This window comes from Nocardiopsis sp. iso_25, assembly GCF_056173305.1.
The window spans coordinates 6,423,062-6,437,207 of record NZ_CM149667.1; the positions used below are offsets into that span (position 1 = coordinate 6,423,062).

The 14,146-nt window shown below is 73.5% G+C and carries 11 protein-coding genes; 5 read left to right on the forward strand and 6 right to left on the reverse strand.

The window, feature by feature from the left end:
• Positions 1 to 463: 463 nt before the first annotated feature.
• Positions 464 to 1,402 (forward strand): alpha/beta fold hydrolase, encoded by a 939-nt coding sequence (locus AC0VX6_RS27645; protein WP_475466829.1) that lies wholly within the window; start codon positions 464 to 466, stop codon positions 1,400 to 1,402.
• A gap of 205 nt (positions 1,403 to 1,607) precedes the next feature.
• Here the strand turns inward: AC0VX6_RS27645 and AC0VX6_RS27650 are convergent, their stop codons facing one another.
• The 5 genes from AC0VX6_RS27650 to AC0VX6_RS27670 all read right to left on the reverse strand — a co-directional run bounded on the left by AC0VX6_RS27650 (position 1,608) and on the right by AC0VX6_RS27670 (position 6,851).
• Complete coding sequence (locus AC0VX6_RS27650) at positions 1,608 to 2,432, reverse strand: SDR family NAD(P)-dependent oxidoreductase (protein ID WP_475466831.1); 825 nt, start codon at positions 2,430 to 2,432, stop codon at positions 1,608 to 1,610.
• A 13-nt stretch (positions 2,433 to 2,445) separates the two neighbouring features.
• A complete protein-coding gene (locus AC0VX6_RS27655) occupies positions 2,446 to 3,768 on the reverse strand; it encodes an MFS transporter (protein WP_475466833.1) in 1,323 nt (440 codons plus the stop codon).
• Positions 3,769 to 3,990: 222 nt separating this feature from the next.
• The gene (locus tag AC0VX6_RS27660; protein ID WP_475466834.1) at positions 3,991 to 5,469 is read right to left on the reverse strand and encodes an FAD-dependent oxidoreductase; all 1,479 of its coding nucleotides are present in this window, start codon (positions 5,467 to 5,469) and stop codon (positions 3,991 to 3,993) included.
• Positions 5,462 to 6,295 carry an SDR family NAD(P)-dependent oxidoreductase gene (locus AC0VX6_RS27665; protein ID WP_475466835.1) on the reverse strand — a complete coding sequence of 278 codons (834 nt, stop codon included), beginning with the start codon at positions 6,293 to 6,295 and terminating at the stop codon, positions 5,462 to 5,464. The genes AC0VX6_RS27660 and AC0VX6_RS27665 overlap by 8 nt, the downstream gene beginning before the upstream one ends.
• A 142-nt stretch (positions 6,296 to 6,437) precedes the next feature.
• Entirely contained in the window at positions 6,438 to 6,851 is a 414-nt protein-coding gene (locus AC0VX6_RS27670; protein ID WP_475466837.1) for a nuclear transport factor 2 family protein, read from the reverse strand.
• Between the two features lie 119 nt (positions 6,852 to 6,970).
• Between AC0VX6_RS27670 and AC0VX6_RS27675 the strand changes: the two genes are divergently transcribed.
• The 3 genes from AC0VX6_RS27675 to AC0VX6_RS27685 all read left to right on the forward strand — a co-directional run bounded on the left by AC0VX6_RS27675 (position 6,971) and on the right by AC0VX6_RS27685 (position 10,724).
• Positions 6,971 to 7,675 (forward strand): IclR family transcriptional regulator, encoded by a 705-nt coding sequence (locus AC0VX6_RS27675; RefSeq protein ID WP_274975400.1) that lies wholly within the window; start codon positions 6,971 to 6,973, stop codon positions 7,673 to 7,675.
• 200 nt (positions 7,676 to 7,875) lie between these two features.
• Entirely contained in the window at positions 7,876 to 10,254 is a 2,379-nt protein-coding gene (locus AC0VX6_RS27680) for a molybdopterin oxidoreductase family protein (RefSeq protein ID WP_475469455.1), read from the forward strand.
• Positions 10,251 to 10,724, forward strand: a complete 474-nt coding sequence (locus AC0VX6_RS27685) for a hypothetical protein (RefSeq protein ID WP_475466838.1) — start codon at positions 10,251 to 10,253, stop codon at positions 10,722 to 10,724. Before AC0VX6_RS27680 ends, AC0VX6_RS27685 begins: the two co-directional genes overlap by 4 nt.
• A gap of 127 nt (positions 10,725 to 10,851) precedes the next feature.
• On the opposite strand, the gene AC0VX6_RS27690 is transcribed toward AC0VX6_RS27685, so the two are convergent.
• Positions 10,852 to 12,108, reverse strand: coding sequence for an FAD-dependent oxidoreductase (locus AC0VX6_RS27690; RefSeq protein WP_274975402.1), 1,257 nt, complete (start codon positions 12,106 to 12,108; stop codon positions 10,852 to 10,854).
• Between the two features lie 376 nt (positions 12,109 to 12,484).
• On the opposite strand from AC0VX6_RS27690, the gene AC0VX6_RS27695 reads away from it, so the two are divergent.
• The gene (locus AC0VX6_RS27695; protein WP_475466839.1) at positions 12,485 to 14,074 is read left to right on the forward strand and encodes an FAD-binding oxidoreductase; all 1,590 of its coding nucleotides are present in this window, start codon (positions 12,485 to 12,487) and stop codon (positions 14,072 to 14,074) included.
• The last annotated feature ends 72 nt before the right edge of the window (positions 14,075 to 14,146 follow it).

A 14,146-nucleotide genomic window follows, 5' to 3' on the forward strand; every position in this document is an offset into this window, starting at 1 on the left:
CCTGCGCGTAGCTCGCACGGGGGACACGGGGGCGCGGGGCGGACCTTCACCGGTCCCCTCCGGTGCGCGGCCCGCGCCCGTCCGCGGCGGTCGGCGGTCTTCCGGAGGCGGTAAGCGGGGCGCGTCCCGGCGCCCCGGACACGGCAACGCGGCCCGGGAGGGGCGCGTCTTCGCAGGTGAACGGGTACCGCCCCGCGCAGGGGCGAGGTGTGCGGCTCGGCGCGGGCGGACGGGCGCCGCCCCGGGTCGGCTGCGTGGCCCGCCCCGGTAGACGGCCGGCCCGTCCCCCGGAGGAGCCACACACAGGTGTCCACCGTGAGGTGACGACCCGGGCGCCGCCGCGTCCGTAGGTTCTTCCCCAGTCGCGGAGTGCCGGTCCGCCGGAGCGGGCTCGACTCCCTCTTCCCCGGCCCCGCGGCGCCGCTCGACGACCCCCGTCCCGATTCCCCCGCTGGAGGCCCCGGTGTCACGCACCGTCCGGACGACCGCCCTGACCGCACTGTGCCTGGCCGTGGCCGGGACCGGCCTCGTCGGGTGCTCCGACGTGCGGTCCGGCCTGGAGGACGTGGGCGCCGGTCTGGAGGAGGTGGAGTCCGACCTGGAGTCGGCCGCTGAGGACGTGATGACGGACGGGGAGCTGTTCACCGGGACCAAGACGCTCGACGTCGAGGGCGGTTCCCTGAACGTCTCCTGCTCCGGCGCCCCGGCCGACGAGCGGCCGGTCGTCGTCCTCCTGGCCGGGATGGGCGACGGCCTGGACACCATGGCGGATTTCCAGGAGACCCTGGCCGAGGGGGACCGGGTCTGCTCCTACGACCGGTTCGGCGAGGACGGGAGCGACCAGCCGCCCGGCCCCCAGAGCGTCGCCGACGCCGGGCGGACCCTGACCGCCGTCCTGGACGACGTCGCCGGTGACGGCCCGGTCGTCCTGGTCGGCCACTCGCTGGGCGGGCTGATCGCCGCCCGCTACGCCCCCGACCACCAGGACCGGGTCAGGGGCCTGGTGCTCCTGGACGCCACGTCCCCGACGATGCTCGACGACATCACCGAGGTGATCCCCGAGTCGGCCACCGGCCCGGGCGCCGAGGTGCGCGAGCAGAACCTCGCGGTGTTCGGGGGCGAGAACCCCGAGGGCATCGTCATCGACAGCGACGCGGAGGTCCGCTCCGCCGGGGACATCTCGACCGAGGTCGTCCAGCACGGGGTCCAGTACCTCGGCGAGATCCCCGAGTACGGCGCCGAACTGGAGCGCGTGTGGACCGAGGGACAGGAGCAGTGGCTCCAGGTCTCCGGCGACAGTCGGCTCAGCACCGCCGAGGAGAGCGGCCATTACATCCACGTCGACCAGCCCGGACTGGCCGTCGAGGCGGTCCGGAGCGTCACCGACCGGGCCGCCGCCTGACGGCACCGGCACGGCTCGGGCGTGGTGACCCGGCCCTACGGCCCGGGGCCCGCGCGTGCGGGTCCCGGGCCGCGGACCGGCCCCGGAGGCGCCGCGGGCCGCGCCGGTTCCGGCAGCCCTGGGGGCACCGGAGCCCGCGCGTGCTCCGGGGACCGGGGAGGCGCACCTGGACGGTGGGCGCCTCCCCGGAGCCGTGTCCGGACACTCAGACGGGCCCGTTCCGCAGGCCCGAGGTGATCCGGTGGTAGAGGCCGCCGGAGGTCAGGCCGCCGTCGACGACCAGTTCGGCCCCCGTCACGTACCGGGAGGCCTCCGACAGCAGGAACAGGACGACGTCGGCGACCTCGCCGGGTTCGGCCACCCGGCCCGCGGGCACCGAGCGCAGGCTCTCCTCGACGAAGTCGTCGGTCCCCGAGCGCAGCAGCGGGGTGTCCACCAGCCCGGGGTGCAGGGAGTTCACCCGCACCCCCCAGGGCGCGAACTCCAGCGCCCCCACCTTGCTCAGGCCGCGCACGCCCCACTTGCTCGCGCCGTAGGAGGCGGAGAAGTAGCCGGTCATCCCGGCGATGGAGGACACGTTGACCACCGAGGCCGACCCCGACGCGCGCAGCAGCGGGGCCATGGACCGCATTCCGTAGAACACGCTGGACAGGTTGACGTCGAGCACGCGGCGCCAGTCCTCGTCCGTGGTGTCGGCGATCCCGAAGCGGTGGCTGACCCCGGCGTTGTTGACCAGCCCGTCCAGGCGTCCGCCGTCCTCGTCCGCGATCCGGTCGCGCAGGCGCGCCCAGTCGTCCGGGTCGGCGGCGTCCAGGCGGGCGAACCGGGCCGTCGCGCCCAGATCACCGATCTCCCGGGCCGTGTCCTCGCCCCGCTCCGCGTCCAGGTCCGCCACCCAGACCCGGGCGCCCTCGCGTCCCAGTGCCAGGGCCTCGGCCCTGCCCATGCCGCCCGCGGCGCCCGTCACCAGGACGACCCGCCCGGCCAGTCCGTGTCCGGTTCCGCCGCTCGTCGCGTCCGCTGTCCTCATGTCCCTCGTCCTCTCAGTCGATCGGCAGTTCGGTGCCGCGGGTCTCGGTGACGAACAGGACGGCCACCAGCGTCACCAGGGCGGTGAGGACGAAGTAGCCCGCGGGCGCCAGCGGCTGGCCGGTGGCGCTGATCAGCCAGGTGGCGACGAAGGGCGCGGTGCCGCCCAGGAGCGTGTTGGTGACGTTGTTGCCGAGCGCGATCCCGCTGTAGCGGGTGGAGGCGCTCAGCATCTCGGCGTAGGTGACGAACGAGGCGCCGTTGACGACCGAGACGCACACGAACAGCACCGTCTGGCCCACGATCGCGGCCCAGGCCGGACCGGCGGACATCATCATGAACATCGGGAAGCCCAGGAGCGCGGCCCCGACGCTGCCGATGAGGATGACCTTCTTGCGGCCGATGGTGTCGGCCAGGTAGCCCGAGAGCGGCAGCGTGGCGGCGCCGACGACCATGGCGACCGAGGTCGAGGCGAAGGCCAGCTGGGCGGAGTGCCCGGCCGTGGTCTGGAGGTAGGTGGCCGCGTACACCGAGACGATGTAGTAGCCGCCGGTGATCACCGCGCCCAGGCCGATGATCTTCAGCACGGACCGCCAGTTGGTGACCAGCAGGGTCCGGATCGGCATGCGCTCGGTCTCGCCCTTGTCCTCCAGCTGCTTGAACTGCGGGGTGTCGTCCAGGTGGCTGCGGATGTAGAGGCCGATGACGCCGATGGGCAGGCTGAGCAGGAACGGCAGGCGCCACGCCCAGTCCAGCATCTGCTGCTCGGTGAAGACCGTGGTGAAGGTGAGCGCCACCAGCGAGGCGAACAGCGAGCCGAAGTAGGTGCCCGAGTTGACCAGGGAGGTCTGGGTGGCCCGCCAGCGGGCCGGGGCGGACTCGGCCACGAAGGCGTTGGCGCCGCCGAGTTCGCCGCCCGCCGCGAAGCCCTGGACACAGCGGCACAGGACCAGCAGGACGGTCGCCCAGACGCCGAGCGTGTAGTAGTTGGGCAGCACGCCGATGGCCGCGGTGGCCAGGACCATCAGCAGGATGGTCCAGGACAGGGCCCGCTTGCGCCCGTAGCGGTCCCCGATGTGGCCGAAGAGGATCCCGCCGGGCACACGCATGAAGAACGCGACGGCGAACGCGGCGAACGTGCCCAGCAGGGCCGCCGTCGGGTCCTCCGAGACGAAGAAGAGCATCGCCACGAACGTGGCCATGTAGCCGTAGATGCCGAAGTCGTAGTACTCGACGACGGTGCCGATGACCGCCGCGCGGATGACCTTGATCCGCGACTGGAAGCCCTCTTCCGGCGCCGGTGCTGGCCCGGACGCCGACTGCTGGTGGAGTGACATGCTGCCTCCCTGGGGAGAGGATCGGATCGGTGTGTGCGCCGCCCGATCCCTTGGTCGTGGGGGATGGCGGGGGGCCGGGGCGCGTGCTGTCGGCTGTCGGGAGGACAGCGGGAGCCGTGCGCCGAGGGGACCGCGTGAAGCGTCCGGTGCGGTGGGGCGGAAGGTGCGGGGCGGGTGCGCCTCAGGACATCCGCCCCGGGGCGTGTCCGGTGGCGCCGCCCGTCACGCGACGGGTCGCGCCCGCCGGGCGGGTCCGGTCCGCGCGCCCGCCGCTCCCCGGCCGGCGACGCGGCCCATGGTGAGGGCGTTGGCGACCGCGTTGCCGCCGCCGACGTAGCGGGGGCCGAGGACACCGGCGCCCGCCTCGCCCGCGGCGAAGAGCCCGGGGACCGCGGTCCCGGTGCGGTCGCGCACGGCGGCGGCGGAGTCGATCTCCAGACCGGCGTGCGTGCAGACGATCTCGGCCGGGAGCACGCGGGCCGCGTAGTACGGAGCGGTGTCCAGGGGCTCGGGATCGGTCTGCGCCCCCTTGCCGCGCAGGGTCAGGTGGCGCAGGAAGTCCGGGTCCCGCCCGTTCGGCAGCTGGGAGTTCCAGGTCCGCACCGTGGTGAGCAGCGCGGCCTCGGGAACCCCCATGAGGGCGGCCAGTTCCTCCAGGGTGTCGGCGCGCAGGGTGCGGCCCGCGTCGGCCTCCTCGGTGACGCGTTCGGGCGTCCAGTCCGCGTACCCGGCGGGCAGCGAGGCCCGGGCCCGGTCGTCGAACACGCACCAGACGGAGCCGCCCTGGGCGTCGATGATGCCGGTGGAGACGGCGTAGGAGGCGTCCTCGTCCATGAAGCGGCGCCCGGCCCCGTTGACGTACACGCGCGAGAGCGGCGGGAACCCCGACTGCCAGTGGTGCTGGCGCTGGAAGTAGACGGTGGGCAGCCGCAGCCCCCAGCCCGTGCCGGTCACGGAGGCGCCCACCTGTTCGGCGAAGCGCATGTGGTCGCCCCGGCTGCCGGGCGCGGCCACGACGAACGCGTGCTCGCCCGCCTCCAGGGCGTCCGGGTAGTACTCCTTGAGCAGTTCGGGGTCCTGTGCCAGGCCGCCGGTGGCGACCACGACGGCGTTCGCGCGGACGGTGACGCCGTCGGCGACGACGCCGCGCACCCGGCCGTCCTCGAACAGCAGGTGCCGCACCCGCGTGTTGAGCACGGTCTCGACCCCGAGGCGGCGGCAGGCCGCGGCGAGCACCTGGACCAGTCCGAGCCCCTGGTCGGCGGGGACGTGGGCGCGCCAGACGTCCTCGACCCCGGCCCGGGTCAGGCCGGGCATGTGCGCGTTGGTGGAGGTCCGGGCCGGGAATCCGGCGCCCAGTCCGATGAGCCATTCCAGGGTGGGTCCGGCGTTCTCGCAGAAGGCGCGGACCAGCCCGGGTTCGAGCATCCACTGGTTGAGGTCCATGTAGTGCTGGTAGAAGCGCTCGGCGCTGTCCTCCACGCCCGCGCCGCGCTGGACGCTGGTCGCGGCGGCGGTGAAGAGCCCCGCCGAGAGCTGGGTGGAGCCGCCCAGTTCGGACTCGGACTCGAACAGCAGGACGCGTGCGCCCTCCTCGGCGGCGGTGACGGCCGCGGCGAGCCCGGCCCCTCCCCCGCCGATGACGACGACGTCGGCGGTCTCCTCGTCGTCGTGGTCGTGCTGGCCGACGTGCTCAGACATGGCGGGAACCCCCGTCGACGGCGATGCTGTGCCCGGTCACGTAGCGGCTGCTGTCGGAGAGCAGGAAGAGCAGGACGCCGACGACCTCCTCGGGGGAGCCGACCCGGTGCAGCGGCACGTTGTCCAGGGCGGCGGCCAGGGCCTCGGGGTCGTCCTGGAGCCAGCGCGTCATCTCGGTGTCGATGAAGCCGGGGGCGATGGAGTTGACGCGCAGCCCCTTGTCGCCCAGTTCGACGGCGAGGGACTCGGTCAGGTGGGCGACGGCGGCCTTGGACGCGCAGTAGGCGGCGCGGCCCCGGCGCACGCGCACCGCCGACACCGAGGACATGTTGACGATGACGCCGCCGGGCCGCATGCGGCGGGCGGCGGCCTGGGCGCCGTGCAGGACTCCCTGGACGTTGACGTCGAGGACGGCGGACATCTGCTCGGCGGTGATCTCGCCGACGGTGGCGTACGGGAAGACCCCGGCGTTGTTGACCCAGTAGTCGAGGGTGCCGAACTCGTCGACGGCGGCGCGGGCGAGGTCGTCGTGCTGCTCGGGCACGACCACGTCGACGCGGCGGGGGGCGACCCGGCCGGGCCTCTCGTGCAGAGCGCTGTCGGCCAGGTCGCGGTTGATCTCGTCGGCGACCCGCTTCATGTCGACGTCGTTGATGTCGGCCGCGACGACGTTGACGCCGCGGGTGGCCAGGGCGGCGGCGAAGCTGCGGCCCATGCCGCGCGCCGCCCCGGTGACGACCGCGGTGCGGCCGGCCATCTCGGGGTGGACGGCCTCCATCACGCGGTGGACGACGCGGGCGGGGCCGGTGCCCTCGTGCTGGGTCATGGTGTGCGGCCTTTCCTTGGTGGGACGGGACCGGGGTGGCGGGTCCGGGTCTGGTGGGGAGCGGGTGCGGTGGAGCCGGTCGTGGCGCGGCCGGGGTTCAGCGGGTGCGGCGGGCGCGGGTCCGGTCGGGCGCGGTCGGGGTTCAGGCGGTGTCGTCGCGCCGGACGTCCCGGCGCGCGACGCGCCAGTCCTGTCCGTCGTGGACCAGCCGGTCGCTGACGGTGGTGAACCTCAGGATTGCGGTGTCGCCCGTCACACGGGTGCCGATGACCTGAAGATAGGCGCTGACCTGCGCGTGTGTGGTGTCCGCGGACTCCACGAAGAGGTTGGTGACCACGTGGCGGCGCACCTCGCCCGCCTCCCGGGCCGCGTGCGCGAAGTCCTCGGCGAAGGCCCGCAGGCGGTCGCGTCCCACGACCGGCGCGGGATAGGTCGGTGAGTGGAACTCGCCGTCGGGGGCGAAGGTCCGCGCCCAGGCGTCGGCGTGGCCGCCGTCGATCAGGTGGGACTGGCGCGCGTAGAGCTGGTGGATGCCCGTGACCAGCGATGCGTCCATAACCTCCCCCTTGATGTGCGATAATCGCACTAGGTGTGCAATTAAGGCTTAACGTATGTGTCACACGTCACCTGCGTCAAGAGGCGGGAGGTGTATCTTCGCGGTGCGAGAGGAGCCAGATGCCCGAGACACCGGCCGACAGGCCCAACACCCGGACGTCCAAGACCCTGCACAACGGGATCGAGGTGTTGGAGCTGCTCAGCCGCAGTCCGCACGGACTGTCGCTCACCGAGATCGCCGAGGGGGTGGGGGTGCACCGCACGGTCGCCCACCGATTGGTGCGCACGCTGGAGGAGCACCGGCTGTGCAAACGCGGCCCCTTCAAGCGCATCACCCTGGGGCCCGGACTGGTAGCGCTGGCCGAGTCGGTGGAGGCGGACCTGCGCCAGGTCGCCGGTCCGGTCCTGGCCGAGCTGGCCGAGTCGCAGGCGGCCACCGCGCACCTCGTCGTTCCCGAGGGTGAGGGCGAGGCGCGCGCCCTGATGGTGGTGGAACCGCGCGGGGCCACGGCCCACATCGCCTTCCGGACCGGGCGGGTCGATCCCATCGACAAGGGGTCGGCCGGGCTGGCGCTGCTCGCGGCCATGCCGCCCCGGCCCGGGGAGCGCGAGGAGGTCGCCCTGGCCCGCGAGCGGGGCTACGCCGTCTCCCACGCCGAGGTGACCAACGCGGTGACCGGGGTGTCGGCGGCGGTGGTCGGGACGCGTTCCGAGCCGGTGGCCAGCGTCGGCGTCTCGCTCCTGGAGCTGGACGATCCCGCCCCCTTCGGCGCCGCCGTGCGGGAGGCGGCCGGCCGGATCGCCGGGATGGTGCACCTGCCCTGAGCCGGGGCCGGGCGCGATCGGCCGGCCCCGCCCGGGCGGCGCAGGTCCCCGTACCGTTTACGCGTTCGCCCCCCGGGTAGCGGCGTCCACGCGTTTCGGCCGCACGGGAAGGGGTGGTGTCGGTGCCGTCCAGGGACAGGATCGCCGAACCATGGGGGACGCGCACCCCGTACGGGCCCGGTCAGGAGTGGCCGGCCAGAGTGGACGGCCACCTGGCCGAGGGGGTGGCCCCCGACCAGGTGGACCGCTGGGTCCAGTCCGCGTCGATCCTGCACTCCAACGGCGACGCGCTCGACATCGCGGTCAAGGACGACCGGATCGTGGGGGTGCGGGGCCGCGGGGGCGACCGGGTCAACCACGGGCGCCTGGGCCCCAAGGACCTCTACGGGTGGCAGGCCAACCACTCACCCGACCGGCTCACCCGGCCCCTGGTGCGCCGGGACGGCGAACTGGTCGAGACCGACTGGGACACCGCGATGGACCTGGTCGTGCGGCGCAGCAGGGAGCTGCTCGACGAGCAGGGCCCCAGCGCGATCGGCTTCTACACCAGCGGGCAGCTCTTCCTGGAGGAGTACTACACGCTCGCCGCCATCGGGCACGGCGCGATCGGCACCAACCACATGGACGGCAACACCCGGCTGTGCACGGCCACCGCCGCCGCCGCGCTCAAGGAGTCGTTCGGCTGCGACGGGCAGCCCGGCTCCTACACCGACATCGACCACGCCGACGTCATCGCCCTGTACGGCCACAACATGGCCGAGACCCAGACGGTGCTGTGGACGCGCGTGCTCGACCGGCTGGCCGGGCCCAACCCGCCCCGGATCCTGTGCGTCGACCCCCGGCCGACCCCGGTGGCGCGGGAGGCCGCGCTGCACCTGGCGCCGATGCCGGGGACCAACGTCGCGCTGATGAACGGCATCCTGCACGAGATCATCCGGCTGGACATGGTCGACCACGACTACGTCGAGGCCCACACGGTCGGCTACGAATCCCTGGTCGCGGAGGTGGAGGGGTACCCGCCCGAGCGCGCCGCCGGGATCTGCGGGGTCCCCGCGGAGCGGATCCGCGAGGCCGCCGCGCTCCTGGGCGGCGCCGAGCGGCTGATGTCGACCGTGCTCCAGGGCTTCTACCAGTCGCACCAGGCGACCGCCGCGTCCGTGCAGGTCAACAACATCCACCTGATCCGCGGCATGCTCGGCAGGCCGGGCGCGGGCGTCCTCCAGATGAACGGGCAGCCCACGGCGGAGAACACGCGCGAGTGCGGTGCCGACGGCGACCTCACGGGCTTTCGCAACTGGAGCAACGACGACCACATCAGCGACCTCGCCGCGGTGTGGAACCTCGATCCCATGCGGATCCCGCACTACGCGCCGCCCACGCACGCGATGCAGATCATGCGGTACGCCGAGAAGGGGTCGATCAGGTTCCTGTGGGTCAGCGCCACCAACCCGGCGGTGTCACTGCCCGAGCTGGCGCGGATCCGCTCGGTGCTCGCGCGGGAGGGGCTGTTCCTGGTGGTGCAGGACATCTTCCTGACCGAGACGGCCGAACTCGCCGATGTGGTGCTGCCCGCCGCGACCTGGGGCGAGAAGACCGGCACGTTCACCAACACCGACCGCACCGTCCACCTGTCCGACAAGGCCGTCGAGCCGCCCGGCGGGGCCCGGTCGGACCTGGACATCTTCCTGGACTACGCCCGGCGGATGGACTTCCGCGACAACGACGGCGCGCCGTTCCCGCAGTGGCACGACCCCGAGTCGGCCTTCGAGGCCTGGAAGGGCGCCACCGCCGGACGGCCGTGCGACTACACCGGCCTCACCTACGGCAAGCTGCGCGGCGGCAGCGGCGTGCAGTGGCCCTGCAACGACCAGAACCCGGACGGCACCGAGCGCCTGTACGCCGACGGCCGGTTCTGGGCGGCGCCCGACCAGTGCGAGAGCTACGGCCGCGACCTGATCACCGGGGCGCCGCTGGAGCCGACCGAGTACAAGGCGATGAACCCCGAGGGCCGGGCGATCATCAAGACCGCCGAGTACCTGCCGCCGCACGAGGAGCCCGGCGGGGAGTACCCCTTCGCGCTCATCACCGGCCGCACGCTCTACCACTTCCACACGCGGACCAAGACCGGGCGGGCACCGCAGTTGCAGGGGGCGGCCCCCGAGGTCTGGGTGGAGGTCTCGCCCTCCGACGCCCGGGAGGCCGGGATCTCCGAGGGCGACCCCGTCGAGGTGGCCTCACCCCGCGGGGTGGTCCGGGCGCGGGCGCGGATCAGCGGCATCCGCCCCGGGGTGCTGTTCGTCCCGTTCCACTACGGCTACTGGGACAGGGACGCCGACGGCGGCTCCCCCGACCGGGACCGGGCGGCCAACGAGACGACCGTCACCGACTGGGACCCGGTGTCCAAACAGCCCCTGTTCAAGACCTCGGCGGCCCGGCTGCGGCGCCTGGGAGCCGGGGACGGCACACCGGCGCCCGCGCCGACGACGACCGCGTCCCGGCCGGTCGGCGGCGGGGTGCCCGAGACCGCGGGCGGCCCCGACGCCGCCTCCGAGGAGAACGTCACCGGAGGTGCGCGATGAGGATCACCGTGGCCCTGCGCGAACTGCACGACGCCGAGAGCGCCCTGGCCGGGGAACTGCTCAGGATCGCCGACCGGCACGAGAAGGAGCAGGAGATCCACCACGTGGCCCGGGACCTGGTCCGCTGGTCGCGTGAGCACGTGCGGGAGATCGCCGAGGCCGGTGCCCGTTACGGCCTGGACCTCGGGGAGCCGGAACCGGAGAACCCGGGCCCGCCCACCGAGGAGGCGGGCGAGCTGCCGGGGGACGACTCCGACCCCGACCTGCTGCTCCTGGCGGACCTGCGTCGGCTGTACCGCATGGCCGCGGGCGTGTCCCTGGACTGGGACCTGCTCGGACAGGGCGCGCAGGTAACCGCGGACGCCGAGCTGCTGGCGCTCACCAAGCGGTGCCATCCGCAGTCGCTGCGGCAGATGAGCTGGGCCGACGCGATGCTCAAGACGGTCTCGCCGCAGATCCTGGTCACCTGAGGCAGCGCGCGGATCCGCTCCGCCCGAGGCTGGCACGGAACCGTTCCGCGCGAGGCCGGTGCGGATCCGCTCCGCGCCGGGCCGACGCGGCCGCCCGCACCGACTCGTACGCGCGGCCGCGTCGGGCTCACCGCCCGTCGAGGTCGGCCAGGACCGCGGCGGCGGCCCGCGCCCCGCTGACCAGCGCCCCCTGGAGCGAGGGCGTGTCGCGGTGGTCGCCCGCGACGTAGAGGCCCTCCTCCAGGCGGACCGGACGGCGCAGGTCGCCCAGGGGCGGCGGCGCCGCGGGCAGGGCGTCGGGCACGTGCACCGTCTCCAGGTGTTCCCAGTCCCCGTCGCGCGTGCCCAGGATTCCGGCGGCCTCCGCCCGCACCTCGGCCTCCGGGGGCTGGTGGGGGCCCACCGTGGAGGAGGCGATCAGCGCCCGGCCGGGCGGCGCGTAGGACGGGGCGGTGGCCGTCAGCACCATGACGCTGCTCAGCCTGGTCCCGCTGCGCCGGGAGCGCCCGTCCACGTGCAGGAGCGGGTCGTCGTCGGGTCCGGCGGGACGGGAGTGGTAGTAGGTGGTGGCGGGGTTGAGCACCGGCGCGGGCAGCGAGGGCAGGAGCCTGGGCGCCGCGCCCGGGCCGACCGCGACCACGACGGCGCGGGCCCGCACGGTGCCCGCCTCGGTGCGCACCAGCCCCGGCGCCACCTCGTGCGCGGGCGTCCCCAACAGGAACCGCGCGCTCCCGGCGCGCGCCGCGAGCTGGTCGGAGACGGCCTGGATGCCCGCCTCCGGAACGGCCAGCCGACCCCGCGCGAAGCTGCGCCAGACCAGGTCGTTGACCCTGCTGGACGTACTCAGGGACTCGTCCAGGAAGACGCCGGTCAGGAAGGGGCGCACCAGGGTGTTCACGGCCCGTTTGCCCAGGCCGAGGCGGCGCAGCGCGGTGAGGGTGTCGGTCTCGGGCCTGGCCTTGATCCGGTCGGCCGGTTCCAGGGCGTCCGCGGCCACGGCGCGCAGCAGGCGGAAGAGGTCGGAGGGCCGGACGAGCGATCCGGACAGCAGGGACAGCGACGACAGGGCGCCGGAGGGCGACGGGTGCAGCCGCAGCAGCCCCCGGTCGGTGCGCACGGCCATCCCCTTGGGGAAGGACCGCAGGCGCAGGGCGTCCAGGTCCAGGCGGCGGCGCACGGCCGGGTAGGCGGTGTTGAGGATCTGGAAGCCGCGGTCGAGCACGTAGCCGTCCCGCACGTCGCTGCGGACGCGTCCCCCCACGGACTCCCCGGCCTCCACGACGGTCACGTCGAGCCCGGCGGCGGCGAGGTCGGCGGCGGCGACCAGTCCGGCCATGCCCGCCCCCACGACCACGGCGTCGCAGCGCTGCGGCAGATCAGTCATGGCGCCAGCGTAGGTCAGCCGCCCGCGCCCGGCCCGGACGCGGACCGGCGAGCCGCGCGGGCCCGGGGCCCGGGGCCCGGAGGGGCCCTCCCGGTCGCCCGTGGGGCTCCAGAGGGACTGGAACGGTGCCGGGAGGCCGAAGGAGTTCCATGAGGGTTCAAGGACCCGGGGTCTCGGATGCCGCAGAGGGGTCTCCTGCGGCTCCGCCCCTGCTCGGGGGCGGATGTGCACCAAAAGCCTTTTCGGCGACCGGCCCCGCCCCTTACGGGCCTCCGTCACCGTCCGTAACCACACAGGGCGGTCGGTTGCTTTTCGCATCCGAACACGCTGGGTAACCACATGGCGTCTCTTCGTCCTCGCAGCTCAGGCGGCTCACATGTCCCATGACCACGGCATTCCTCCCCTGACCACCGTCAAGCCCTCCGACAAGCGCTATCCCGCGCTCAACCGGGGGTTCAACCAGCGCTGGATCGCCCGTCCCGACTACGTGCGGATGGTGGCCACGCCCGAGGGCGCCGCCCGCGCCCTGTCCGAGGCGGTCAACCAGACGGCGGCGGACACGGACCGCACGCGGATCACGGTGCGCTCGGGCGGCCACTGCTACGAGGACTTCGTCTGCGGCGACGACGTCCGCGTGATCCTGGACGTCAGCCCCATGTGCGGGATCGGCTACGACCCCGAACTGGAGGCGTACTGCGTGGAGGCGGGCGCCACCAACTGGCACGGCTACAGCCACCTGTACCCGCTCAGCGGCAGGGCCCTGCCTGGCGGGTCCTGCTACTCGGTGGGTGTGGGCGGGCACATCACCGGGGGAGGCTACGGTCTGCTCTCCCGCCAGTACGGGCTCACCGTGGACTACCTGTACGCGGTGGAGGTGGCGGTGGTACGCCCCGACCGCTCGGTCGAACTCGTCCTGGCCACCCGGGACGACCCCGACCCCGACCGCCGGGAGCTGCTGTGGGCGCACACCGGGGGCGGCGGCGGGAACTTCGGGATCGTCACCCGGTTCTGGTTCCGCGACCTGCCCGAACCCCCGTCGAACGTGCTGCTCAGCGGCCTCTCGTGGAAGTGGTCCGACTTCACCAAGGACGACTTCGCCGCCCTGGTCACGGCGTACGGCGAGTACTTCCGCGACCACCAGGACCCGGACGAGGCGTCCGGCAGGCTCTTCGCGCTGCTCAAGCTCAACCACGTCAGCAACGGTGAGATCGGCCTCGTCGCGCAGGTCGACGCCGACGGCTCCGAGGGCGGACGGGCCATGGAGGAGTTCCTGGACGCCGTAGACGGCCGGATCGCACCGAAGTCCGGGCAGATGACGACCCCCATGGGGGAGCACCCCGCGGTCCGGGGCATGCAGACCCCCCGGAAGCTGCCCTGGCTGACGGCCACCCAGGTGCTCAACGGCTCCGGCGAGAACCAGTGCGGCAAGTACAAGTCGGCCTACCTGCGCAGGCCCTTCAGCCCGGCGCAGATCGAGGCCATGTGGGCCTACCTGGGCAAGGAGCACTACACCGACTACGTCAACAAGGAGGCCCTGATCCAGGTCGACTCCTACGGCGGGGCCGTCAACCAGCCGCCGGTGGACACCGCAGTGCCCCAGCGCGACTCCGTGCTCAAGGTGCAGTACCAGGTCTACTGGAAGCGCACCGAGCCGGAGTCCGACGTGGCCCGGCACATCGCGTGGATCCGCGACACCTACCGCAAGACGTTCGCCTCCACCGGCGGGGTCCCCGTGGTCGGCGACGCCACCGACGGGTGCTACGTCAACTACCCGGACGTCGACCTCGGCGACCCGGCCTGGAACACCTCGAAGGACCGCTGGTCGAAGCTCTACTACAAGGACTCCTACCCCCGGCTCCAGCGGGTGAAGGAGCGGTGGGACCCGCTCAACGTGTTCCGGCACCGGCAGTCGGTCGAACTCCCCGCGTCGGCGGGCGGTGCCGGTCAGGGCTCCGGGGCCTCCTGAGGGGACCGGCCCCGCTGAGGGGACCGGCCCCGTACACGCGGTGTCACCCCGTGCGCGCCACGGGGTGACACC